Annotated in this window: 19 protein-coding genes; 14 read left to right on the top strand and 5 right to left on the bottom strand. The window is 71.8% G+C overall.

What is annotated here, in order from left to right; translation table 11 throughout:
- Positions 1-315 precede the first annotated feature (315 nt).
- From Adu01nite_RS09820 to Adu01nite_RS09865, 10 genes are all read left to right on the top strand, one after another.
- Positions 316-7,296, top strand: a complete 6,981-nt coding sequence (locus Adu01nite_RS09820; RefSeq protein WP_239132270.1) for a type I polyketide synthase — start codon at positions 316-318, stop codon at positions 7,294-7,296.
- Between the two features lie 2 nt (positions 7,297-7,298).
- Positions 7,299-11,957, top strand: a complete 4,659-nt coding sequence (locus Adu01nite_RS09825; RefSeq protein WP_203726265.1) for a type I polyketide synthase — start codon at positions 7,299-7,301, stop codon at positions 11,955-11,957.
- An 11-nt stretch (positions 11,958-11,968) separates the two neighbouring features.
- Positions 11,969-12,268, top strand: coding sequence for an acyl carrier protein (locus tag Adu01nite_RS09830; RefSeq protein ID WP_203726266.1), 300 nt, complete (start codon positions 11,969-11,971; stop codon positions 12,266-12,268).
- Entirely contained in the window at positions 12,265-13,044 is a 780-nt protein-coding gene (locus Adu01nite_RS09835; protein WP_203726267.1) for an alpha/beta fold hydrolase, read from the top strand. Before Adu01nite_RS09830 ends, Adu01nite_RS09835 begins: the two co-directional genes overlap by 4 nt.
- Positions 13,037-13,969, top strand: coding sequence for a sulfotransferase family protein (locus Adu01nite_RS09840; RefSeq protein WP_239132271.1), 933 nt, complete (start codon positions 13,037-13,039; stop codon positions 13,967-13,969). Before Adu01nite_RS09835 ends, Adu01nite_RS09840 begins: the two co-directional genes overlap by 8 nt.
- A 13-nt stretch (positions 13,970-13,982) precedes the next feature.
- Positions 13,983-15,686, top strand: coding sequence for a hypothetical protein (locus tag Adu01nite_RS09845; protein WP_203726269.1), 1,704 nt, complete (start codon positions 13,983-13,985; stop codon positions 15,684-15,686).
- An 82-nt stretch (positions 15,687-15,768) separates the two neighbouring features.
- A complete protein-coding gene (locus tag Adu01nite_RS09850; protein ID WP_203726270.1) occupies positions 15,769-16,683 on the top strand; it encodes a CE1 family esterase in 915 nt (304 codons plus the stop codon).
- 61 nt (positions 16,684-16,744) lie between these two features.
- Positions 16,745-17,176 carry an SRPBCC domain-containing protein gene (locus Adu01nite_RS09855; RefSeq protein WP_203726271.1) on the top strand — a complete coding sequence of 144 codons (432 nt, stop codon included), beginning with the start codon at positions 16,745-16,747 and terminating at the stop codon, positions 17,174-17,176.
- Complete coding sequence (locus tag Adu01nite_RS09860; protein ID WP_203726272.1) at positions 17,166-17,501, top strand: ArsR/SmtB family transcription factor; 336 nt, start codon at positions 17,166-17,168, stop codon at positions 17,499-17,501. The genes Adu01nite_RS09855 and Adu01nite_RS09860 overlap by 11 nt, the downstream gene beginning before the upstream one ends.
- The gene (locus Adu01nite_RS09865; RefSeq protein WP_203726273.1) at positions 17,498-18,334 is read left to right on the top strand and encodes an aminoglycoside phosphotransferase family protein; all 837 of its coding nucleotides are present in this window, start codon (positions 17,498-17,500) and stop codon (positions 18,332-18,334) included. The genes Adu01nite_RS09860 and Adu01nite_RS09865 overlap by 4 nt, the downstream gene beginning before the upstream one ends.
- Here Adu01nite_RS09865 and Adu01nite_RS09870 read toward each other — a convergent pair.
- The gene (locus tag Adu01nite_RS09870; RefSeq protein ID WP_203726274.1) at positions 18,331-18,993 is read right to left on the bottom strand and encodes a TetR/AcrR family transcriptional regulator; all 663 of its coding nucleotides are present in this window, start codon (positions 18,991-18,993) and stop codon (positions 18,331-18,333) included. The genes Adu01nite_RS09865 and Adu01nite_RS09870 overlap by 4 nt on opposite strands.
- 105 nt (positions 18,994-19,098) lie before the next feature.
- On the opposite strand from Adu01nite_RS09870, the gene Adu01nite_RS09875 reads away from it, so the two are divergent.
- Positions 19,099-20,022, top strand: coding sequence for an SDR family NAD(P)-dependent oxidoreductase (locus Adu01nite_RS09875; RefSeq protein WP_203726275.1), 924 nt, complete (start codon positions 19,099-19,101; stop codon positions 20,020-20,022).
- Here Adu01nite_RS09875 and Adu01nite_RS09880 read toward each other — a convergent pair.
- Positions 20,019-20,285 carry a helix-turn-helix domain-containing protein gene (locus tag Adu01nite_RS09880; protein WP_203726276.1) on the bottom strand — a complete coding sequence of 89 codons (267 nt, stop codon included), beginning with the start codon at positions 20,283-20,285 and terminating at the stop codon, positions 20,019-20,021. The genes Adu01nite_RS09875 and Adu01nite_RS09880 overlap by 4 nt on opposite strands.
- Before the next feature lie 90 nt (positions 20,286-20,375).
- On the opposite strand from Adu01nite_RS09880, the gene map reads away from it, so the two are divergent.
- Positions 20,376-21,206 carry a type I methionyl aminopeptidase gene (gene map / locus Adu01nite_RS09885; RefSeq protein WP_203726629.1) on the top strand — a complete coding sequence of 277 codons (831 nt, stop codon included), beginning with the start codon at positions 20,376-20,378 and terminating at the stop codon, positions 21,204-21,206.
- On the opposite strand, the gene Adu01nite_RS09890 is transcribed toward map, so the two are convergent.
- Positions 21,174-21,629, bottom strand: coding sequence for a MarR family winged helix-turn-helix transcriptional regulator (locus Adu01nite_RS09890; RefSeq protein ID WP_203726277.1), 456 nt, complete (start codon positions 21,627-21,629; stop codon positions 21,174-21,176). The two genes, map and Adu01nite_RS09890, sit on opposite strands and share 33 nt — an antisense overlap.
- A gap of 22 nt (positions 21,630-21,651) precedes the next feature.
- Between Adu01nite_RS09890 and Adu01nite_RS09895 the strand changes: the two genes are divergently transcribed.
- Positions 21,652-22,416: a siderophore-interacting protein gene (locus tag Adu01nite_RS09895; protein ID WP_203726278.1), complete on the top strand. Its 765-nt coding sequence runs from the start codon at positions 21,652-21,654 to the stop codon at positions 22,414-22,416.
- A 29-nt stretch (positions 22,417-22,445) separates the two neighbouring features.
- Positions 22,446-23,666: an MFS transporter gene (locus tag Adu01nite_RS09900; RefSeq protein WP_275414643.1), complete on the top strand. Its 1,221-nt coding sequence runs from the start codon at positions 22,446-22,448 to the stop codon at positions 23,664-23,666.
- Here the strand turns inward: Adu01nite_RS09900 and Adu01nite_RS09905 are convergent.
- A complete protein-coding gene (locus Adu01nite_RS09905; RefSeq protein ID WP_203726279.1) occupies positions 23,633-24,046 on the bottom strand; it encodes a hypothetical protein in 414 nt (137 codons plus the stop codon). The two genes, Adu01nite_RS09900 and Adu01nite_RS09905, sit on opposite strands and share 34 nt — an antisense overlap.
- Before the next feature lie 74 nt (positions 24,047-24,120).
- Positions 24,121-25,152, bottom strand: a complete 1,032-nt coding sequence (locus Adu01nite_RS09910) for a zinc-dependent alcohol dehydrogenase (protein WP_203726280.1) — start codon at positions 25,150-25,152, stop codon at positions 24,121-24,123.

A 25,152-nucleotide genomic window follows, 5' to 3' on the forward strand; every position in this document is an offset into this window, starting at 1 on the left:
TGCTACCAGCCAGTAGATAAGCCTATGAAAAGACTATGAGATACACAGAGTAATTAGCGTCGTTTAACGCTGAGTCATCAATTCTGAACGTCTCATATATCCCGCGTTATGGAAGACGTGTGTGATATTGATATGACCTGCCAAAACACCTGTGAGTACGCTCTGGTGAGCGGTCTAAATTGGATGACTCCGATCAAGATTGGTTAACGGAGCTGTAACCAGACCTCGTTAAGTTCCTACCCACTGTTAGATCGACTCATCTGCATGTTTTAGTGAAGCGGGAGTCCGATGAGCACGTCACCACCCTGCGCTCCGGTGATCGCCGTAACCGGCGGGACCGGGATCGAGCCGAGCCCGTACCTCGCCGCCGCGGCCACCGCCGCCGGCGCGACCGGCATCGTGGACCTGGGTACCGGCGAGACCTGGACGTTGCGCCTGCTCCGGCTGGCCGCGGCCCGGTCGTCCGAGCCGATCGGCGTACGCGTCGGAGCCCGGTGCACCGCCACCCTCGCCGAGGTCCGGGCCGCCACCGGCGGCCACCTCGCCGCCGTCGTGCTGACCGCCGACGCCGCCTGGCCCCGCACCGACCTGGCCGGCGAGACGATCCTCGTCGAGGTCACCGATCTCGACGAGGCGCGCGCCGCCGTCGCGGCCGGCGCCCACGGCCTGATCGCGCGGGGCATGGAGTCGGCCGGCCGGACCAGCGACCTGAGCACGTTCGTGCTGCTCCAGTCGCTGCTGGACGCGATGGGGGAGACCCCGGTCTGGGCGGCCGGCGGCATCGGCCCGCGCACCACCGCCGCGGTCGTCGCGGCCGGCGCCGCCGGGGTGCTGCTCGACAGCCAGCTGCTGCTGATGCCCGAGGCCGACCTGCCCGACCACAGCCGGGCCGCCCTCGCCCGGACCGACGGCACCGAGACCACCGCGCAGCGCGAGGCCGCCGGGCTGCTCGGGGTCGGCGCCGACGGTGCGCTCGCCGCCGCGTTCGCCGCCCGCTGGGCCGACACCGGCACCGCGATCCGCGCGATCCGGGCGGCCGCCGGCGAGGACTTCGCGGCGGCGGCCGGACTGCTCGCCCCGGGCGGCCCGCTCGCCGCGGCGCTCGGCGTCGACCTGCCGATCGCGCAGGGCCCGATGACCCGGGTCAGCGACGAACCGGCCTTCGCCGCCGCGGTCGCCGCCGAGGGGGCGCTGCCGTTCATCGCGCTCGCCCTCGCCGACGCCGCCAAGACCGAGCAGATGCTGGCCGGGACGGCGGAGGCGCTGGGCGACCGGCCGTGGGGGGTGGGCATTCTCGGGTTCGCGCCCGACCACGTGAAGGCCGGGCAGATCGAGGTGATCCGGCGGGTGCGCCCGGCGTACGCCATCATCGCCGGCGGCCGCCCGGCGCAGGCGAAAGCGCTGGAGGCCGAAGGCATCCGGTCGTTCCTGCACGTGCCGTCGCCCGGGCTGCTCAAGCAGTTCCTCGCGGCGGGCAGCCGCCGTTTCGTCTTCGAAGGCGCCGAATGCGGTGGCCATGTCGGGCCGCGGGCCAGCTTCCCGCTCTGGGAGACGCAGCTCGCGGTGCTCGACTCCTTCCTGGACGAGCATCCCGCCGCCGGCGATGACCTGCAGATCTTCTTCGCCGGTGGGGTGCACGACGCGCGATCAGCCGCGATGGTGGCGGCGCTTGCCGCGCCTCTCGCCCGGCGCGGGGCCAAGATCGGCGTGCTGATGGGTACGGCGTACCTCTTCACCGCCGAAGCCGTGCAGCACGGGGCGATCCAGCCGTTGTTCCAGGCCGAAGCCGTGCAGGCGACCCGGACCGCGCTGCTGGAGACCGCACCCGGGCACGCCACCCGCTGCCTCGCCACCGGCTTCGCCGACGACTTCCACGCTCTCCGCGACGGACTCGAAGCGGCCGGGGTGGACCACCGGCAGGTCTGGGAGCAGCTGGAGATGCTCAACGTCGGCCGGCTGCGGGTGGCCAGCAAGGGGCTGCGCCGCGAGGGAGACGCCCTGGTCACCGTGGACGAAGCCGGGCAGGCGGCCGAAGGGCTGTTCATGGCCGGTCAGGTGGCCGTGCTGCGTTCCTCGGTGACCACGATCGCTTCGCTGCATGCCGCGGTCACGACTTCTGCCGCCGCATTGCTGGCGGCTTTTGCCGCGCCGGCCTTGGCGGCGGTGGAGGAGCCGGTGGCGCCGCTGGACATCGCCATCATCGGTATGGCCTGCGTCTTTCCCGGCTCGTCGGACCTCGCCGGCTACTGGCGCACGATTCTCGGCGCCGCCGACGAGATCACCGAGATCCCGCCGGGGCGCTGGGACGTCGACACCTACTACGCCCCTACGGTCGGGCCCGGCGAGGCCGGGCGGATCACCGTCTCCAAGTGGGGCGGCTTCATCGAACCCATCCCGTTCGACGCCATCCGCTACGGCATTCCGCCGTCCGCGCTGGCCAGCATCGACCCCACCCAGCTGCTCGCGCTCGAGGTGTCGCAGCGGGCGCTGCTCGACGCCGGTTATCCGTACGACGCGGCCGGCGCCGACCACGGCAAGACCGGTGTCGTCTTCGGCGCCGAGGCCGGTGGTGACCTCGCCGGGGCGAAGACGTTGCGTGCGGTGCTGCCCGGCTATCTCGGGGAGTTGCCGCCCGGGCTGGACGAGCAGCTGCCGGCCATCACCGAGGACTCGTTCCCCGGTGTTCTCGCCAACGTCATCGCCGGGCGGATCGCCAACCGGCTCGACCTCGGTGGACCCAACTTCACCGTGGACGCCGCCTGCGCCTCCTCGCTCGCCGCGCTCGACGCCGCCTGCAAGGAACTGGCCACCGGCGGCAGCGACCTGATGATCTGCGGCGGCGCCGACCTGCACAACGGCATCAACGACTACCTGATGTTCACGTCGGCGCACGCGCTCTCGCCGACCGGCCGCTGCCGGACCTTCGACAGCAGCGGCGACGGGATCGCGCTCGGCGAGGGCGTCGCCACCGTCGTCCTCAAAAGGCTGGCTGACGCCGAAAAAGACGGCGACCGGGTGTACGCCGTGATCAAGGGACTCGGCGGCGCGAGCGACGGCCGCGCGCTCGGGCTCACCGCGCCCCGGGCCGAAGGGCAGCGGCGGGCGCTCGACCGGGCCTACCGGACCGCCGGGATCAACCCGCGCGAGGTCGGCCTGGTCGAAGCGCACGGCACCGGCACCGTCGTCGGCGACCGGACCGAGCTGGAGACGCTCACCCGGCTGTTCATCGAGTCCGGGGCGTCGCCCGGGCAGACCACGCTGGGCTCGGTCAAGTCGCAGATCGGGCACACCAAATGCGCGGCCGGGCTGGCCGGCGTGATCAAGGCGGCGCTCGCCCTGCACACCGGGGTCAAGCCGCCCACGCTCAACCTGACCCGGCCCAACCCGGCCTGGTCCGCCGCGGAGAGCCCGTTCTCGTTCCAGACCAGCGCCCAGCCGTGGTCCGCACCGGCCGCCGAGCGGATCGCCGGGGTCAGCGCGTTCGGTTTCGGCGGCACCAACTACCACGCCGTCCTGGCCGCCCACGCGGCCGACGCCGACCCCCGGCACGGCCAGACGTCGTGGCCGGCCGAACTCTTCTGTTTCCGCGGGAGCGACAGCGCCGCCGCCCATCGTGGCGTGCGCCGGCTCCGCGACCGACTCCAGGTCGTCGCCGGCTTGCGCGAGCTGGCGACGACCTGGTCCGCCGAATCCGACCCACGGGTCGGCCCGGTCCGGATCGCCGTGGTCGCCCGCGACCTCGGCGAGCTTGCCGACCTGCTCTCCCGGGCGCTGGCCGGCGAGCACGACCCCCGCCGGGGCCTGATCCAGCCGCCGTCCGCCACCTCCCCGGGCAAGGTCGCCTTCCTGTTCCCGGGGCAGGGCAGCCAGCGGCCCGGTGCGCTCGCCGAACTGTTCATCACCTTCCCCGAGCTGCGGCACTACCTCGAACTCGGTGGTGACTGGGCCGACCTGCTGTTCCCGCCGGCCGCCTTCGACGACGAGACGGCCACCGCCCAGAAGACGCGGCTGCGGGACACCCGCAACGCTCAGCCCGCCCTCGGCATCGGCGGGCTCGCCGTCGACCACCTGCTGCGCCGGCTCGGCGTGCGGCCCGACCTGACGGCCGGGCACAGCTACGGTGAGCTGGTCGCGCTGTGTGTCTCCGGGGCGTTCGCCCCGGCGACGCTGCTCGAGCTCAGCCGCTCCCGGGCGGCCAGCATCCTGGCCGCGGCCGGGTCCGACCCGGGCACGATGGCCGCGGTCAGCGCTACCCCCGCGCAGATCACCGCGGTGCTCGGCGACTCCGCCGACGTGGTGGTGGCCAACCACAACGCACCCCAGCAGGCGGTCATCTCCGGGCCGACCGAAGCGGTGCGCGCCGCGACCGCCGCCCTCACCGCGGCCGGGCTGACCGCGCGGCCGATCCCGGTGGCGTGCGCCTTCCACAGCCCGGTCGTGGCCGGTGGCAGCCCGATCTTCGCGTCCGTCCTCGCCGACCGGGAGATCTCCGCGCCGACCGGGGAGGTCTGGTCCAACCGGACGGCGGCCACCTATCCGGACACGGCCGACGGCGTACGGGACGAGCTGGCCGCCCAGATCTCCTCGCCGGTCCGTTTCGTCGACCAGATCGAAGCGATGTACGAAGCCGGTGCCCGCGTCTTCGTCGAGGCCGGCCCCGGGCAGGTGCTCACCGGCCTGGTCGGCGCCGTCCTCGGGGACCGCCCGCACCTGGCCGTGCCGATCGACGGCCGGGACGGGCTCCGCTCCCTGCTGCTGGCCGTCGCCCAGCTGGCCTGCGCGGGCGTGCCGGTCAACACCGGCTGGCTGTTCCGCGGCCGCGACGCACGAACCTCCCCCGAAACGTCACGTCCGCTGTGGACGGTCGACGGACATCTCGTACGCGACCCCAGCGGAGCCTGCCTGCCCGGCGGCCTCGCCCCGGCCCGCCGCATCCCCGAGGAGCTGATCATGACGACGCCGCCCCAGCAGGCACCGAACGCCCAGAACGCGCTGCTCGCCGAGTACCTGCGCACCACCCGCGAAATGATCACCTCCCAGCGCGATGTGATGCTCGCCTTCCTCGGCCAGCAGCCCGCAACGACGTGGGAGCCGGTCCCGGCGCCGTATGCGGAGCCGGAACTGGTGCCGAGCATGGCGAGGCCGGCCCTGGAAGCGTCGTACGCACCGGTTGCGCCGGCGCCGGCGCCGATGCCGATGCCGGCCGCGGTGCAGGTGCCCGTCATGGCGGCGGTGGTGGCACCCGCGCTCGATGTCCAGGGCGCGGTGCTCGGCGTGATCAGCGAGCGGACCGGCTACCCGATCGAGCTGATCGAGCTGGACCTCGACCTGGAGGCCGACCTCAGCGTCGACTCGATCAAGCGTGCCGAGGTGGCCGGCGAGGTCGCGTCCCGGTTGGGCCTGTCCGTCGACGGCGACGAGTCGGAGCTGGAAGACCTGGTCAAGGCCCGGACCGTCCGCTCGATGGTGGAGTGGCTCAACAGCCGAATCGTCGGCCCGACGAACGTTGGTGCCCCGAACGTTGGTGCCCCGAACGTTGGTGCCCCGAACGTTGGGGCGGCTAACGATGGGGCGGGGGCCATTGACGTGCAAAGTGCGGTCCTCAGTGTGATCAGTGACCGTACCGGCTACCCGGTCGAGCTGATCGAGCCCGATCTCGACCTCGAAGCCGACCTGAGCGTCGACTCGATCAAGCGCGCCGAGGTCGCCGGCGAGGTGGCGTCCCGGCTGGGCCTGTCGGTGGACGGCGACGAGTCGGAGCTGGAAGACCTGGTCAAGGCACGAACCGTGCGCTCGATGGTGGAGTGGCTGGAAAGCCGCATCAACGGCGTCGCACCGTCCACACCCGAGCCGGCGGCCCAGCATTCCCCGCCGCCCGCCTCGGCCGGTATCGCCCCGCAGCGTCTCGTGTCCCGTCTGCAACCGGCCGCGGCCGGGGAAGGCGAGGTGCGCCTCAATGGCGCAAGGTTTCTGATCAGCGGCGAATCCTTCCACGCCAAGCTCGTCGGCGACCTCCTCGGCACCGCCGGCGCCCGGGTCGTGCCCACCGGCACCGCCGACGGCCTGATCCTGCTGGACGGCCTCGACGACGGCCCGGCCCTGCTGCCCGACCTGTTCGGCCAGATCCGCCGGTCGCTCACCGAGGGCGTCCGCTGGGTGATCGCGGCCGGCCGCCCCGGCGAGCGCAACGACGGCATGCCCGGGCTGTTCCGCACGATCGCCCGCGAATACCCCGAGGTCACCGCCCGCTACGTGGAGTTCCGCGCGGACATCGACGTCCCGGCGGCCCTGCTGCGCGAGCTGGCCGAGACCGCGGTCGCCCCGGTGGTGGTGCACGACGACCGGGGCCGCAACGGCGAGGACCTGGAGCCGGACGGCCTCGGCGTGCTGGCCGACGGCGGGGCCGGCCCGGCCGGTGACGGTGCCTCCGAGGCCCGCGCGCTCGGCCTCGACCAGGACTCGGTGCTGGTGCTGGTCGGTGGCGCCCGCGGCATCACCCCGTGGTTCGCCCGGACGGTCGCCGCCGCGGCCCGCTGCCGGGTCGAGCTGATCGGCCGCACCCCGCTGCCGGACGGCCCGGCCGGCGACGATCTACCGGCCGGCCTGGACAAGGCCGGGCTCCGCGGGGAGCTGGCCCGGCGCGGGATGCGCTCGCCGGCCGAGATCGACCGCACCGCGTCGGCGGTCCTGGCCGCCCGCGAGGTCGAGGCGACCGTCAACGAGCTGCGCGAGCTCGGCGCCACGGTCAACTACCACGCCGCCGACGTCCGGGACGACCAGGCGGTCCGGCAGCTGCTCACCAAGATTCACGACGAGCACGGCCGGATCGACGGGCTGGTCTACGCGGCCGGGATCATCGAGGACAGGCTGATCGCGGACAAGGATCCGGCGTCGTTCGCCCGGGTTTTCGGGACCAAGGTCGACGGATGCCGTACGGTCCTGCGGGTTTTGGGGGAGATCGCCGCCGAGATCAAGTTCGTGGTGTTGTTCGGCAGCATCGCGGCCGCCTACGGCAACCGGGGGCAGAGCGACTACGCCGCCGCCAACGACGCCCTCGACACGCTCGGCGCACGCTGGTCGAGCGAGCACGGCAAGCGGGTCGTCACCGTCCACTGGGGACCGTGGGCGCCCGGGGCCGGGCACACCGGCATGGTCACGCCGGAGCTCATGCAGGAGTACGCCCGGCGCGGCATCGCCCTGATCGACCCCGAGGAGGGCGCGCTCAGCCTGCTGCGCGAGCTTGCCTGGGGTACGCCCGGCACGACCTCGGTGGTCTACACCGCGTCGGGGTGGTGATCGTGCAGAAAACCCAGCAGCCGACCGCGATCGTCGGGATGGCCGCGATCCTGCCCGGCGCCGGCGACCTCGGCACCTACTGGCGCAACCTGGTCGAGGGCCGGGACGCGATCACCGAGGTGTCGTCGCACCGGTGGGGTGGCCCGCACTACGACCCGGCGTTGTCGCACCGGCCGGACCGGCTCTACTGCAACCGGGGCGGGACGGTCGACGAGTTCGCTACGTTCCAGCCGCTCAAGTACGGCATCATGCCGAACTCGGTCGACGACATCGAACCGGACCAACTGCTCATGCTGGACGTGGCGACGGCCGCGATCGAGGACGCCGGCGGCTACGACCGGATGCCGGACGCCGACCGGATCGGCGTGATCGTCGGCCGCGGCGGCACGCTCAGCCCCGGCCAGGCCCGGCACGCCCAGCGGGTCCGGCTGCCCACCCAGATGCTGCAGGTGCTGCGCGAGTTGCTGCCGGAGCTGACCGACGAGCAGATCGAGCGGGTCCGGTCCCGCTTCGACGACCAGCTGGGGGAGTTCCACCCGGAGGGGACGATCGGCCTGGTCCCCAACCTGGCCGCCTCCCGGGTGGCGAACCGGCTCAACCTGCGCGGTCCGGCGTACACGATCGATGCTGCCTGTGCCTCGTCGCTGCTCGCGGTGGACCAGGGGATCAGCGAGCTCGCCGCCGGCAAGCTCGACGCGGTCCTGGCCGGCGGTGTGCACCACGTGCACGACATCAGCTTCTGGTCGGTGTTCAGCCAGCTCAAGGCGCTGAGCCGGCAGGGCCGGATCCGGCCGTTCGACGCGGACGCGGACGGGCTGCTGATCGGCGAGGGCACCGGCGCGGTGGTCCTCAAGCGACTCGAGGACGCGGAGCGGGACGGCGACCGGATCTACGCGATCATTCGCGGTACCGGCGTCTCCAGCGACGGCCGCTCGGCCAGCATGTTCAACCCGGCCACCTCCGGCCAGGTCCTGGCCCTTCGCCGGGCGTGGGCGGCGGCCGGCCTCGACCCGCGGGCCGAGGATGCGCTGGGTCTGCTCGAAGCGCACGGCACCGCCACCCCGACCGGTGACGCGGCCGAGCTGACCTCGGTCGCCGAGGTGTTCGGCCCGCTCGGCGGCGGCGAGCGGGCGGTGATCGGCTCGGTGAAGTCGATGATCGGGCACGCGATGCCGGCCGCCGGGATCGCCGGGCTGATCAAGGCGGCGCTCGCCGTGCACCACGGCGTCCAGCTGCCCACCCTGCACGTGGACAACCCGCGCGCCGAGATGGCCGCGACCCGCTTCGAGCCGATCGGCGCGGCGCGGCAGTGGGAGAGCGCCGGTCCGCGCCGGGCCGGGGTCAACGCGTTCGGTTTCGGCGGCATCAACGCCCACGTCATCCTCGAACAGTGGGTGACGCCGACCCGCCCGGTCACGACGAGTAAGCCGGACCGGGTCTTGCGGCTGGCCGCCGAAACCCCCGCCGAGCTGCTGAAACTCCTCGACAATCCAGGCCCGATGGGCAGCGGGATGTGCCGGCTCGCCATCGCCGATCCCACGCCCGCGCGGATCAAGGCCGCCCGCAAGATCGTCGAGCGCGGCGAGCCGTGGCGCGGCGGCCGGGACGTCTGGTTCACCACCGAGCCGATGTTGGCCGACGAAAAAAGCAAGATCGCGTTCGTCTTCCCCGGCGTCGAGGCCGAATTCGCGCCGCGCACCGCCGACGTGGCCGCGCTGTTCGGCCTGCCCGACCGCGAATGGTCGGCCGCCGACCTCGGGCAGCACGGCACCGGCCTGGTCGAGAGCGGCGTCCTCCTCGACGAGGCACTGCGAAAGATCAAGATCCTTCCTGATGCGTACGCCGGTCACAGTCTCGGCGAATGGACCGCGGCCCGGGTCAGCGGCCTGATGAACACGGCCGCGGTCGGCGAGTTCCTGCACGCGTTCGACGTGGACGCGGTCGAGGTGTCCGGGTACGCGTTCGCCGCCGTCGGGGCGGGCGTCGACGACGTCGTACCGCTGCTGGAGGCTTATCCCGGGGTTGTTCTTTCGCACGACAACGCGCCCGCGCAGACCGTCGTGAACGGACCGGCCGAGCAGATCGACAAGCTCGTCGAGGATCTCCGCGGCCGCCGGATCATGTGCCAGGCGCTGCCGTTCCGGTCGGCGTTCCACACCCCGGTCTTCGAGCCCGGCCTGCGTGCCATCGGCGAGGCCCTCGGCCGCTGGCAGATCACCGGGAGCCGGGTGCCGGTCTGGTCGGCGACGCTGGCCGCGCCGTTCCCGGCCGACCCCGAGAAGGTCGCCGAGGTGTTCGTCCGGCACATGGTCACCCCGGTCCGCTACCGGGAGACGGTGGCCGCCATGCACGACGCCGGTTTCCGGGTGTTCCTGCAGGTCGGCGCGGGCCAGCTGGCCTCGCTGATCGCCGACAACCTGCAGGGCCGGGACCACCTGGCGATGCCGGTCAACGTGTCCCGCCGCGACGGCGTGGCCCAGCTCCGCCGGGTCGCCGCCGCCCTCTGGGTGGAGGGCGCCGAACCCGACTTCAGCCTGCTCGAAGAGTCCCCGGCGCCGTTCGGATCCACCGTGGTCGCGCCGGGCGCGGCCCGCGGTCCGGCGGTCCGCCTCGACCTCGGCGGCCCGCAGCTCACCCTGGGTGCCGGCGCGGACCAGCTTCTCACCCCAAGACGGGACGGCGTCGCTACGCGGGGCGGCGTCGTCCCCCCGGCGCCCACGGCGCGGCCCCCCGCCGTGACCCCGCCGCCGGCCGTCGGCCGCCCGGCTCCGGCCCCGCGACCGGTAAGCCCACCGGCCGCGATGCCGCAGCCATCCCTGGGCGCCCGGCCGGCGGCGGGTAATCGGCCGCCGGCGGGAAACCGGCCGGCCGACACGGCGGCGGCGCTCGGCGCGCTGAAGGAACTGGCGGAGCACTCGACCGCCGCCGCCGAACTGGCCGCCCTGCTGCAGGAGACCGCGACCGACGCGGTGACCATGCTGTCGGCCACCGCCCGCCCGGCCGCGCCACCCGCGCGGCGCAACGGAAACGGCGGCGCACCGCCGCCGCGGAACGGCAACGGCAACGGCAACGGGAGCGGGAACGGTGCGCACCCGGCGCCGGTCCCGCCGCCCTCGGCCGGCGTCCACCGGTCGAGCCTGCGGGTGTCGATGGAGGAGATGCCGTACCTGCTGGATCACTGCTTCTATGCGCAGCCGCCGGACTGGCCGGTCGTCGACGACCGCTGGCCGGTCGTGCCGGCCACCACCGTCGCTCAGCACATGATGGACGCGGCCGAGGCGGCCGCCCCCGGGCACAGGGCGGTGGCGATCCGGGATGCCCGCTTCAACCGCTGGCTGATCGCGGCCCCCGCGCAGACCGTCGAGACCACCGTGAAGCATGACGGCGCGGGGGAGGCCACCGTCGTGTTCGGCGGCTACGCCCGGTCGGTGGTGGAGCTGGCCCCGGCGTACCCGAATCCGCCGCAGGCGTTGTGGTCGCACGACCCGGCCACCGAACGCCCGGCCACCGTCGACGCGAAGACGATGTACGACGAGCGGCTGATGTTCCACGGCCCGCAGTTCCAGGGGGTCAGCGCCGTGCACGCGGTCGGTGACATGCACGTCCGCGGCCAGGTCGTCACCCCGGCCGCCAAGGGCGCGCTGCTGGACAACGCGCTCCAGCTGATCGGCAACTGGATCCTCACCACCCAGGCGACCCGTACGGTGGCGCTGCCGGTGCGGCTGGGCAAGGTCAGCTTCTACGGCCCGCACCCCGCGGCCGGCACGGTCGTCGAGTGTGTCTGCCGGATCAGCACGGTCGACCACGAGCAGATCGTCGGCAACTGCCAGCTGGTGGTGGACGGCCGCTTGTGGGCGCAGATCGACGGCGTGGTGGACCGCCGGTTCGACAGTCACCCGACCGCCCGGCCGGCCGAGCGGTTCCCGTCCCGCTACCACATGTCGGAGCCGCAGCCGGAGGGCTGGACGCTCGCCTACGACTACTGGACCGACCTGGTCACCCGGGGGATGGCGGCGCGCGGCATCCTCGGCGCGGCCGGCGCCCTGGAGTACGAGCGGAAGCCCCCGGCCGGCCGCAAGTCGTGGCTGCTGGGCCGGATCGCGGTGAAGGACGCGGTCCGCTTCCGGCAGTGGGCGGCCGGGCACCGCGACGTCTTCCCGATCGAGCTGACCGTCACCAACGAGCCGAACGGCCGGCCGCGGGTCGCGGTGCGACCGGGCAAGGGGCTCGTCGAGTGTGACGTGTCGCTGGCGCACAGCGCGGACATCGGGGTCGCCATTGCCCGCCCGTACACCGAAAAAGCGCAGGAGGGCGGCGTCGGCATCGACGTCGCCGAGGTGAAGCCGGTCGAGGAATCGACCGTGCGGTTCGCCCTGACCCCCGGTGAGCAGGACCTGCTGGCCGAGCTCGGCGACCGCGACCGGTGGTTCACCCGTTTCTGGGCGGCCAAGGAGGCCGTCGCCAAGGCCGAGGGCACCGGGTTCGGCGGCCGGCCCCGGGATTTCGTGATCACCGCGCACGGGCCGCACGGCCTGACGGTCGCGGCCAACGGCCGTACCTATCAAGTCGCCCACCGCGAGGTGGGCAATCCGCCCGACCTGCCGTCCCGCCGCTACGTCGTCGCCTGGACCTGGGGCCCGGAAACCGGGCCCGTGACATGAAGGAGTTATCCGTGATTCCCGTCGACACCCCCTCGGTCACGGCCGAGGTCAACCGGATCCTGCAGGCGGTGCTCGGCGACTTCGGTGCCGACATGCCGATCTCCCCCGACAGCACGTTCCGGGACGACCTGGGGATGGAGAGCATCGACGTGGTCGCACTGGCCGGCCGGTTGCAAGCCCGCTACGGCGCCGGCGTGAACCTGGCCCAGTTCGTGGCGAGCCTGGACGTCGACTCGGTGCGTGAACTGCGGGTCGGTCAGCTCGTCGACCACATCGTGCTGTCGATGAACCGGGCGGACGGCCGGCCATGACCACGGTCCGGGTCAACGACATCGACCTGCACGTGCAGGAGCTGACGCCGACCGGGGTGGCGGATCCGCCGACCGTGGTGCTGCTGCACGGCCTGGCCACCGACTCGATGGCCAGCTGGTATTTCACGATGGCGTATCCGCTGGTCGAGCTCGGTTACCGGGTGCTGCTGCTGGACCTGCGCGGGCACGGCCGCAGTCAGCGGCCGGCGCTGGGCTACGCGCTGGACGATTTCGTCGATGATCTTGATGCTTTGCTCGCCGGCCGCGAAAAAGTGACGATCATGGGCAACTCGTTCGGCGGGACCGTCGCGTTCGCCTACGCCGCGCGGCACCCGGAGAAGGTCGCCGGGATCGTCTCGGTCGAGTCGAGCCCGCCCACCCCGGTCTGGTTCGCCCGGCTCACGAGCCGGCTCAGCGACCTGGCCAACGCGGTCGCCCGGCCGCGCGCCCTGGTCGCGGTCGGCGCCCGGCGCGGCGCCCGCGGTGCCCAGCGCGCCCAGGACGCGGCCCGCCTGCTCGCCGAGACCAGCCTGCGCGAGGAGCTGCCGGCCAGCCGGCTGCCGGCCCGCGCCCGCCTCGAAGCGATCACCTGCCCGGTGCTGTGTCTCTACGGCGACCGGTCGCACGTCGTCGAGATGGCCCCCGAGACGCAGCGCCTGTTGCCGCAGGCCGCGTTGCGCGTCTTCGCCGGCCAGAAGCATTCGCTGCTCATCGATCAGCCGGAGGACGTCCGGGCCGCGATCACGACCTGGCTACGTGGAGGTTCCCATGCTTGACCGTTCGATCATCATCAGCAACGGCCGCTGCGGTTCGACGCTGCTGTCCGACCTCATCCACGAGGAGCCGGACACGCTGTCGGCGCAGGAGTTCTTCATGACCATGGCGCCGTGGTCGCGGAGCATGGAGATCCTCACCGGCGCCGAGTACTGGGACGTGCTGGCCAGTCCCAAGGAGGAGATCTCCACCCTCTTCCGGATCGGGTTGCCGCCGAAGGAGGTGCGCTACCCGTCGACCGGCGAGTGGGCCGGCAACGAGGAGAACATGCCGCGCATCCTCGGCATCACCCTGGCCAAGCTGACCGACGACCCGGATGGATTGTTCCATTCGCTTGCCGGCCACGTGAAAGCGTTCCCGCGGCAGAGCGTCTCAGCCCAGCATCAAGCCTTCCTCGATCTGCTCGCCACCACGCTCGGCCGGCGTCGCTGGGTGGAACGCTCCGGCGGATCCAGCCAGGTAGCGCCGTTCCTGCTGGCCAACTACCCGGACGCGCGGATCGTCTACCTCGATCGCAACTGGGCCGACTCGGCCCGCTCGATGAGTAGGCACCCCTCGTTCCAGCTGGTGCAGCTGCGGGTGGAGGCGCTGAGCCGCTGGGGGATCGACCCGTTCCGGGTGCGCCCGGACCAGGAGGTCCCCGACGAGCTCGCCCCCTACCTGCCCGGCCGGATCACGCCCGAGCTGCTGAAGGCCCGCGGCGAGGACCCGAGCCGCTACGTGCACCTGTGCGCGTTCATGAGCAGCCAGGCCCAGCAGGCCATCGACGACGCCAAGCCGTCACACCTGCTGACCATGGCGTACGAGGATCTGCTGCTCGATCCGGTCGGGCAGCTCACCAGCCTCGGCGAGTTCCTGCAGTTCGACGACCCGGCCGACTGGGCCGATCGCGTCGCGCACCGAGTCCGTACCCCCGCAATGAAATAAAGGAGAACCGGCCATGAGACTTCCCGCGTTGGCCGCCGCCCTCATGCTCGTCGTGGCGGGGGCCGGCCCGGCCGCCGCCGCGACGACCACCGATACGTACGACTACAAGCTCCTCGCCAAGGCGGTGCCGGACGAATGCTTCGCCGGGATCGGCCTGCCCTACCCGGCCGGCCCGCCCTGCGCCACCGGTCAATCCAAGGTCAATCAGGCGTACGTGTGGGGCCTGACCAAGGTCGGCACCGACATCTGGTTCGGCACCGGCACCAACAACAACTGCCTGACCAGCGGCGCGACCCTGGACGTGATCGACCCGGTGCTCAACGCCGACTACGTCTGCGAGTACGGCGAGAGCCAGGTCGCCAAGACCGACTCGGCCATCCCGCCGGAGATCGGCGACGTGCGCCCGCCGCAGGTGTGGCTCTACGACTCGCGGAGCCGGCGGAACACCAACAAATCGGCCGAGATCACCAAGCGGTCGGCCGACGACAAGTACCGCCTCGACCACACCATCGGCCTGCGCGCGGCCGGCGCCTTCAAGGACAGCGTCCTGCTGGCCGGCCCGACCGCCGAGGGCTACGTGAACATCTTCGCGTTCGACGCGCGGTCGCACCGCTACCTGGGCTCGAACACCTTCACCCAGTACGGCAACGTGCGCACCTTCCTGCAGTACGACAACGCCCTCTACCTGGGCGTCGGCGTCGGCGTGAACGGGATGAGCGGCGGTGCCGTGCTGCGCTGGACCGGCTCGGCCAAGAGCCCGTTCACCTTCGACACGGTGGCGTCGCTGCCGGTGCAGGCGGCCGACCTGACCGCTTATGACGGCCGGATCGCCGCGACATCGTGGCCGGCCGAGGGCTCGGTCGCGTCCGCCGACAAGATGGCCGGCGTCTGGATCAGCCCGCTGCTGGCCGACGGCGCGCCCGGTCTCACCACCGACGACGCGGCCGGCTGGACCCAGGTGTGGAACGCCCGCAAGTACGAGCCGGACAAGGTCATCGCGGCCACCTACGGCATGGGCGGCGTCGCCTCCTACGGCGGCTACCTCTGGTGGGGCTCGATGCACGTGCCGATGAAGTCCACCAAGGTGCACCAGAAGGTCTACCCGCAGGACACCGACGAAGCGGCCCAGGCGCAGGTCAAGAACACCCAGCGGGCCACCGCGATCTTCCGCGGCAAGAACCTCGGAACGGCGGATCAAAAGATCGAGCTGGTGTACGGGACGAGCCAGCTGCCCGCCTACGACCCGGTGACCAAGGCGTGGGCGGTGCAGCCGACGAACTACACGCCGCTGTTCGGCAAGTCCGGTTTCGACAACCCGTACAACAACTACACCTGGCGGATGACGGTGACCGACGGCAAGCTGTTCGTCGGCACGATGGACTGGTCGTACATCGTCCAGGACATCATCGACGGCGGTAAGACCGGCGCCCCGACCCTGGCCCAGGAGAAGGCGACGAGCATGGCGAACGTGGCCGCGCCCGACCCGGCCGGGTACGGCGGCGACCTGTGGATGTTCGCCGACCCCGAGCAGCCGGCCACCGCGATCACCAAGACCGGCATGGGCAACTATCTCAACTACGGCATCCGCAACATGATCGTCGACGGCACCGGCCTCTACCTGGGCATGGCCAACCCGATGAACCTGCGGACCGACCCGGCCGACGACGTACCCGAGGGCGGCTGGGAGCTGATCCATCTGACCAAGTCCTGTAAGTAAGCGGTTGGGGGCAAGGATCACCCTTGCCCCCTTCTGACCGCTCGCTTACGGTTTTCGAACGACCGAAGTGGAGGATGGCGGGATGCGACGGCTGGCTCTGCTCCTCCCGCTTCTCCTGCTACTCGCCGCCTGTTCCAGCCCGGACAAGCCGCGATCCGGCCCGACCGGCCTCTCCGAGCACACGATCAAGGTGGGCACGCTCGACCGGACGTACCGGGTCTTCCGCCCGCCGCTCCCGGCCGGAACGCCGGCGCCGCTGGTGGTGGTCCTGCACGGCGCGGCCGGCACCGGCCGGCAGGCCGAGAAGTCGTACGAGTGGGACGCCGCCGCCACCAAGGGCGGCTTCGTGGCCGTCTTCCCGGACGGCATCCGGCGCACCTGGAACGCCTCGCCCGACTGCTGCGGCGTGGCCGCCCGCGATCAGATCGACGACGTCGGCTTCATCAAGGAGATGGTCGCCGAGGTCAGCCGGGCGTCCCCGATCGATCCGGCCCGGGTGTTCGCCACCGGCATCTCCAACGGCGCCCTGCTCACCTACCGCCTGGCCTGCGAGACCACGCTCTTCGCGGCGATCGCCCCGGTGGCCGGCACGATGATCAACCCGTGCCTGGCGCCGCGCCCGCTCTCCGTCCTGCAGATCCACGGCAAGAGCGATTACACGATTCCGTACGCCGGGGGTCAGGGCCGCCGCGACAACGGTGGCACCGGCGGGCTCCCGGTGAAGATCGACGGCCCCGGCGTCGAAGCCCTGAACGCCACCTGGCGCAAGGTCGACGGCTGCCCCGCGCCGACCGTGACCACGACCGGCTACCTGACCACGACGCTCGCGCAATGCCCCGGCGGCCGCACGGTCGAGCTGATCGCGGTGGCCGACGCCGGTCATCAGTGGCCCGGCTCGGACGGCCCGGGCCCGATCGCCTCCCGCCTGTTGCACCTGGACCCGCCGTCGATGGCGATGGACGCCACGACCACGATCTGGCGGTTCTTCCTTTCTTGACGCAACCATTTGGTTGCGATAACTTCAGTAGCAACCAACTGGTTGCTACTGAGGAGACGTCATGGGCTTTCCTGATCGCATCGAGCGCACCCTCCAGCTGGCCCACCCGCCCGTGCGGGTGTGGCAGGCGCTGACCACCGCCGAGGGCCTCGGCACCTGGTTCGGCAACAGCGCCGAGGTCGACCTGCGCGTCGGCGGCACCGCCAAACTGGCCTGGACCAGCGGCGACACCGCCACGCTCACGATCGAGCGCCTGGAGGAGCCGCACATCTTCGGCTACACGTGGTCGCTCTACGGCCTGCCCGCCGAGGACCCGCGCCGCACCTACGTCGAGTTCACGCTGGAGCCGGCCGGCGACGGCACTACGCTGACCATGGTGGAGAGCGGATTCGCACAACTTCCCGACGACCTGCACAAGGTGGCGTTCGGCGGCAACACCGGCGGCTGGACCAGCGAGCTGGGTGAGCTGGTCACGTACCTCGATGACCACTGACGATCCGGAGGCGGTCGCCGAGGAGGTCTTCGCCGCCCTGGCCGACCCGAGCCGCCGCTCGATCCTGGCGTCGCTGGCCGCCGGCGGTCCCGCCACCGCGACCGACCTCGCCGACCGGCTGCCGATCACCCGGCAGGCCATCGCCAAGCACCTCGCCCTGCTGTCCGAGGCGGGCCTGGTGGTGGCCGAGCCGGGGGAGCGGCGCCGGGTCCGCTACCGGGTGGACTCGGCCCCGATGAAGGTCGCCCAGCAGTTCCTGGCCGCCCTGTCCCGCGACTGGGACGGCCCCCTTTCCGCCCTCCAGCAGCATCTGGGCCGGCCGTGATCCCGCAGTCCTTCAAGGACATGCCGCGCTGGTGGCGGGACGGTTCGCAGTGGCTCGACGCGCTGCCCGGCCTGGTCCGCGCGCAGTGCTCGGCCTGGCACCTGACCGTCGCCGGCGAGGCGATGCACGGCTCCAACGCCCTGGTCGTCCCGGTCACCCGCGACGGCGACGACTACGTCCTGCGGCTGAGCCCGCCCGGTCCGGAGGTGACCGACCAGGTCGCCGCGCTGCGCTTCTGGGCCGGCCGCGGCACCGTCGCCCTGATCGAGGCGGACGCCGGGGCGATGCTCCTGGAACGGCTGGGCGGTTCGCTGGCCGACGTGCCGGTCGCCGAGGCGATGCACGTCCTGGGCCGGACGATGCGCCGGCTGGCCGTCCCCGCCCCGGCCGGCGTGCCGAGCACCGCCACCGTCGTGGCCCGGCGGATGGCGGCCATGGAGCGGCCGGACCGGCCGTTCGACCGGGCGATCCTCCGGCACGCCCTCGACATCGGCTCCCGGCTGTCCCGCACCACGTCCGGCCTCGCCGTCGACGGCGACCTGCACTCGGCGCAGGTGCTGCGCGGCCGCCGGGAGCCCTGGCTCGTCGTCGACCCGGTCCTGATGCGCGGCGACATCGCCTACGACCTCGGCCGGATCCTCTGGACCAGGCTGGACGAGATGACGAACATCGCCGGCCACTTCGACGAGGTGGTCCGGGCCGCCGATCTCGACCGGGACCATGCCCGCGACTGGGTCTTCTTCCGGGCGGTCGACTACTGGCTGTGGGGCCTGACCGCCGGCCTGACCGAGGATCCGGAGCGTTGCCGCCGCCTGGTCGCCGCGGTCGCTTAGCGGGGGAGCACGCCCAGCAGGGTCGCGGTCAGGGCCAGCTTGAGCGAGTCCTTCAGCTCCAGGCGGAAGTGGGCCAGGTCGGGCTCGGCCTCGTAAGCGGCCTGCAGGCTGGGCGGCGGCGTGCTGTAGGCCGAGAGCGCGCCGGCCATGACCATGGTCTGGAGGCTGAACAGCGTGGCGCTCTCGCCCAGCTCCGGCAGGTATTTCCGGATCGTGGTGGTCATCGTGCTCAGGCGCTCCAGGGAGGCGCGCTTGTAGCGGGCGACCACCTCGACGGAGACGTTGTGCTCCAGGACGCTGCCCTGCGCGCCGAACAGATCGCAGAGCACGACTCGGTCGGAGAGTGAGCGGCTGAGGATCTCCGCCACCGCGGTCGCCCGCTCGGCCATCGGCCGGCTCTCGTCGACGCCGGCGGCGAGCTCACCGGCCAGCTCGACCAGCCACTCCTGCAGGAAGTGGTCCAGCAGCTCGAGCAGCACCGCTTCGCGGGACTCGAAGTAGCGCAGCACGTTCGGCTTCGCCAGCCCGACCCGCCGGCTGAGCTCGTTGAGGGTGACCGCGGCGACCGGCATCTCGTCGAGCATCGCCGAGGCCATGTCGAGGATGGCCCGCCGCCGAATCTCCCGCTGCTCTTCGGTCCGCGCCCGCTGAAACGTCACGATCACCACCCTAACTTAGGTACCGCCGGTACGTTGACAACGTACCGGAAGTACTTTACCGTTCTTTCCACAAGATACCTTCGGTACGTTAGTGGGGAGCCCGACATGAGCGAGACGTGGACGACGACCGACATTCCCGACCAGCGCGGCCGGGTGGCCGTGGTGACCGGCGCCAACACCGGCTTGGGCTACGAGACCGCCAAGGCGCTGGCCGAGCGCGGCGCGTCGGTGGTGCTGGCCGTGCGCAACGCCGAGAAGGGCAAGCAGGCCGCGGCCACCATGCCCGGCAACGTGACGGTGCAGGCCCTCGACCTGACCTCACTGGATTCGGTCCGGGCGGCCGCGGCCGCCCTGCGCTCCCGCTTCGACCGCCTCGACCTGCTGATCAACAACGCCGGCGTGATGTACACCCCGAAGCAGACCACCCGGGACGGCTTCGAGATGCAGTTCGGCACCAACCACCTGGGCCACTTCGCCCTGACGGGCCTGCTGCTCGACCTGATGCTCCCGCTCCCCAACTCCCGGGTGGTGACGGTAAGCAGCACCGGCCACCGCATCCGAGCCGCCATCCACTTCGACGACCTGCAGTGGGAGCACTCATACGGCCGAGCGGCGGCCTACGGCCAGTCGAAGCTGGCCAACTTGATGTTCACCTACGAGCTGCAACGCCGCCTGTCCACCCACGGCACCACCGCGGCCTTGGCCGCACACCCCGGCATGTCCAGCACCGAGCTGGCCCGCAACAGCCCCGCCGCTCTCCGCCTCCCACTGACCTGGCTGTCCCCGCTGATCACCCAGACCCCGGCAATGGGCGCCCTGCCAACCTTGCGTGCGGCCACCGACCCCGCCGCGCTGGGCGGCCAGTACTACGGCCCCGGCGGCCGCTTCGAGGTCAAAGGCCACCCCCGCCTGGTGACATCAAGCCCGCAGTCATACGAGGTGGCGATCCAGCAGCGACTGTGGTCAGTCTCCGAAGACCTCACCGGCGTGAAGTTCCCGATCGCCCAGCCTGCGCAGGCGCGGCCTTAGGAGGCCTGGCGGATCGCGGTGTCGGCCAGCCAGATGTCGGCCAGGTCGCTCAAGGGGATCTCCAAGGCTCGGCTCAGGCCTACCACCGTGCCGAAGGCTGGGGCGGGCAGGCGGCCTGCTTCGATCTTGCGTAGCGTTTCGGGGGAGATGCCGGCGGCCAGGGCCACCTCGGCGAGGCTTCGGCTGCCGCGCGCGACTCGCAGAGCGGCGCCGAGGCGCTGGCCGGCGGCGATCTGTTCAACGGTGAGCGGTTGGCGAACCATGGCAGCAGGATATCCCTCCGGGGCGGCCGCAGGTGGCTGTGGTATAAAAATACCGGTATAAAAATACCGGTGTGGTGGAAGGGGAACGTGGTGATCGAGCTCAAGTCGGCCGAGGAGATCGGCCGGATGGCGGTGGCCGGCCAGTTCGTCGGTGAGCTGCTCGCCGAGCTGCGCGGCGTCGCCGCGGTCGGGGTCAACCTGATGGACATCGAGCGGCACGCCCGTGGGCGGATCAAGGAGCGCGGCGCCGAGTCCTGCTACTGGGACTACGCCCCCTCGTTCGGCCGTGGGCCGTTCCGCAACGTGCTCTGCCTGTCGGTCAACGACGCGGTGCTGCACGGCCTGCCGACCGACTACGTCCTGCGCGACGGTGACCTGGTCAGCATCGACATGGCGCTCGGCATCGGCGGCTGGGTCGCCGACTCGGCGCTGTCGTTCGTGGTCGGCACCCCGGACCCGGCCGACCTCAAGCTGATCGAGTGCACCGAGGTCGCGCTGGAGGCCGGCATCGCCGCCGCCCAGCCCGGCGGCCGCCTCGGCGACGTCTCGGCCGCGATCGGCGCGGTCGCCCACGAGTACGGCTACGGCGTCAACGGCGAGTTCGGCGGGCACGGCATCGGCCGCACCATGCACGAGTCGCCGCACGTCGGCAACAGCGGCCGGGCCGGCCGCGGCATGAAGCTCGACCCGGGCCTGACCATCGCGATCGAGCCGTGGTTCTGCCGCTCCACCGACAAGATCAAGTTCGACCCGGACGGCTGGACGATCCGCTCGGCCGACGGGTCGCGCACCGCCCACTCCGAGCACACGATCGCCATCACCGAGTCGGGCCCGCAGGTGCTGACCCGCCGCCCGGCCGCCGGTCCGGCCGCCGGTCCGGCCGCCGGCTCAGGCCTGCGCGCGGATGCGGTCGAGCAGTAGCGCCAGCGACGGCAGGGCCGCGGTGATCCGCTCCCGGTCCTCGGCCGGCAGCTCGGCCACCGCCCGGGCCATCACCTCGGCCCGGCCCTGCCGGAACGCGTCGAGCATCCCCTCGGCCCGTGCGGTCGGCACCAGCAGCACCGACCGGCCGTCGACCGGCGACGGCTGCCGGGAGACCAGCCCGCCCTCGGTCAGGTCGCGCACCACGTTGCTGATCGTCGGGCGGGCCAGGTGCAGGTCGTCGGCGAGCTGGGCGGGGGTGCGGCCGCCCGCGTGCGACAGCCGGCGCAGCACCGCCACCTGTGACTCCGGTAACGCCGGCACCTGCCCGGCCCGGCGGGCGGCCTGCACCAGGGCCCGGCCGGTGCCCTGGACCAGCCGGACCAGGCGGTCGGGCAGGTCGCTTTCCTTGCGATCGCGCATCACACTATGACAGCATAGTTTTGTGGCAAAACCATTTGAGGACCGTGGTCTGATTCGCCGCGAGCCCCGCACCCCGCGCCGCCGGGTGCTGCGGGTGACCCGCGTCGAGGAGCTGAGCCCCACCATGCGGCGCATCTGGCTGGGCGGTGACGACCTCGAGGCCGACTTCCCGTTCAGCCCGCTCGGCGCGACCGACCACATCAAGCTGGTCCCGCCCGACCCGGCCACCGGCAGGGCCGAGCTGCCCCCGCCCGGCGGCCCGCGCCCCGACATGCGCGACTACACGGTCCGCCGGTTCGACCCGGTCGCCAAGGAGCTGGCCCTCGACTTCGTGCTGCACTCGCACGGCCCGGCCGGCCGCTGGGCGATCGACGCCGTGCCCGGCGCCGAGATCGGCGTGCTCGGGCCGCGCGGCACCCAGATCTACCCCGACTTCTGCAGCGACTACCTGCTGGTCGCCGACGAGACCGGGCTGCCCGCCCTGGAGCGCTTCCTCGAGGAGCTGCCGGCCGGCGTCCCGATCCGGGTGATCGCGCTCGGCGCCTCCCCGAGGGGGCTGCCCGGCGACGCCGAGGTCACCTGGCTGCCGGACGCGACGACCCTGGTCACGACGGTTGCCGGGCTGCCGTTCGGGCCGGAGAGCTTCGCCTGGGGTGCCGGCGAGACCGGCGAGATGCGCGAATTGCGTACCCATCTGCGGTCCCGTCTCGACGCCGAGCGCGTCTCGGTGCGCGGCTACTGGAAGCAGGGCCACGCCGGCAACGTGCCCCGCGAGGAGGAGGACTGACCACCGCGGCCCCCCGGCGGTTCGCCGCCCTGCGCAACCCCGACTGCCGGCCCTACCTGTTCGGCGCGGCGCTGGCGATGATGGCCGACAACATCGAGCACGTCATCACGTACTGGGTGCTCTGGCAGAAGTTCCACTCGCCGGCCCTGGCCGGCTTCGAGGTGATCAGCCACTGGGTGCCGTTCCTGCTCTTCAGCGTCTATTTCGGTGGGCTCGCCGACCGGTTCGACTGCCGCCGGGTCATCCAGGCCGCGCAGGCGCTGTTCATGCTGGTCTCGGCGCTGTGGGGGGTGCTGCTGCTGACCGGCGGCCTGCAGATCTGGCACGCCTGCGTGCTGCTGGTGCTGCACGGCCTCGCCGGCTCGTTGTGGGGGCCGGGCGAGCAGCTGATGCTGCACGATTTCGTGGGCGATGCGGAGCTGCCCAGCGCCGTACGCCTCAATGCGACCTTCCGAAGTCTTGGTGTTCTCTTCGGCCCGGTGATCGGGTCGGCGCTGCTGCTCGGGCTCGGGCCGACCGCCGGCATCTTCGTCAACATCGCGTTCTACCTGCCGCTGACCATCTTCCTGTTCCGCACCCGCTTCACCGGGCACACCCGCGACGGCGGCATCGTCAAGCACGAGCGGGTCGGCCTGCTCGACTCGCTGCGCGTGCTGCGCACCATCCGCGCCGACAAAACCCTGGTTAGCATGATCATTCTGGGTGGGCTGGGGTCGTTCTTCGTCGGTGCCTCGATGCAGTCGGCCATGCCGATCTTCGCCCAGGACCTCGGCGCCGGCAGCGCCGGCACGGCGTACGGCATCCTGCTTTTCGCGAACGGCGCCGGCGGCGTCCTCGGCGGCCTCCTCCTGGAGGCCACCGGCTGGATTCCGCCCACCGTCGGCTCAGCGGTGGCAAGCACCTTGGTGTACGGGCTGAGCACGCTCTTCTTCGCGATGTCCGGCAACTACCTGATAGCCCTGTCGTTGCTGGTCATCGGTGGGGTGGCGAGCCTGGCCGCGATGTCGGTCGGCCAGACCGTGGTGCAGCTGCTCGCCCCGCCGGCCGACCGCGGCCGGGTGATCGGCGTCTACGGCGTCTCGGCCAGCGGCCTGCGGTTCGGCAGCGGCATCACCGTCGGCCTGTTCGGCGCGGTCGTCGGCGTGCACTGGTCACTGGGCCTGAGCGCCGCCGCCCTCTGCGTCTGCACCCTGCTGGCGGCGATCCCGGCCCTGCGTCACGCTCGCCAGCGCGCCCGCTCGTCCCCCTGAACGACCTTGCAGGTCAGCTTCTCGCCCGCCTTGGTCTTGCCGGTCGCCCCTTCCGGCGAACAGAACGCCCCCGCCGTGACCTTCTTCTGCACCGCACCCGGCTTCACCGTGGTCGGCACCGGAGCCGGCTTCACCTTGGACGGCTTGCTGGTCGGCGTCCATGTCGTGTTCGGCTGCGGGCTGCCCTTGGTCGGCTTGGGCTTGGGCGACGCCGGGACCAGGCTCGGGGCGGCCGAGTCGGCCGGCGCCGCCTCCAGCGTCGGATCCACTATCACCGCGGTCTTCGCGGCCGACTTGTCATCGTCCCCGGAACAGCCACCCATCAGGGCGGCAACAACAGCAAGACCAAGAATTACGGGTACGGGACGGAAGCGAGCCATCCGGACACCCTGCCGGTTTTTGGCTACCGGAGCGATAGCCCGTTGGTCCAGAACCGGTGGTTCGATCGTCACCTTCACCCGTTCGGGAACGTCACGATCACCTTTTCGGCCGCGCCCGGGGTCAGGGCCAGCTCGAACGCCCGGGGTGCCTCGGCGAACGGGACGCGGTGGCTGATCAGGCGGGCGAAACGGTCCTGGTGGGTGGCCAGCTCCGGGGTCACCTCGAAGATCTCGGTCGGGTAGCCCTGGGACGCGATCAGGGTCAGCTCGCTGCGCAGCATCGCGCCCAGGTCGATGTCCGGCGACTTCTTCTGCACGGCCACCATGACCAGCTTCGCCTTCCACTTCGCGGCCGCGGTCACCGTGGTGAACACGGCGGCGGCACCGGCCGCGTCGATGAAGATGTCGGTGCCGGGGCGGGGCTGGCCGAGCGCGTTGGCGGCCGGGCCGTGCAGCTCGGTGAGGCGGGCGACCACATCCTCCCGGGACGAGTCGATCACCGCGTCGGCGCCGACGGCCAGAGCGGTGGCCAGGCGTTCGGGGATGAGGTCGACGACCACCACGTGGCGTACACCCCGAAGCTTCAGCCAGATCGCGGCGCCCAGGCCGATCGGGCCGGCCCCGAACACCACGACCTTGTCCTCCGGGCGCGCCTCGCTGCGGTTGACGCAGTGCCGGGCCACCGCCATCGGCTCGTTGAGCGCCGCCACGTCGAACGGCACGGTGTCCGGGAAGACGGCGACGCTGTGGCCGACCACCGCGTTCTCGATCAGCAGGTATTCGGACATGCCGCCGAGCGTGCCGCCGCAGCCGATGATCCCGGACGGTGCGCCCTGCGGGTTGACCACCACCCGGTCGCCCACCCGCAGGCCGTCGACCTCGGCCCCGACCTCGACGATCTCGCCGGCCGGCTCGTGCCCGAGCGCCACCGGAACCATCGACCCGCCCGGCCCGAACGGGATCCCGCCCATATGCAGGAACATCCCGTCGGTGCCGCAGATCCCGCAGGCCCGGACCCGGACCAGCGCATCCGCCGGCCCCGGCACCGGCCGTGGCACCTCGACGATCTCGACCTGGCCGACCGCGCCGGTGATCACCGATTTCAT

This window comes from Paractinoplanes durhamensis, from assembly GCF_016862175.1.
GTDB classification, from domain to species: Bacteria; Actinomycetota; Actinomycetes; order Mycobacteriales; family Micromonosporaceae; genus Actinoplanes; species Actinoplanes durhamensis.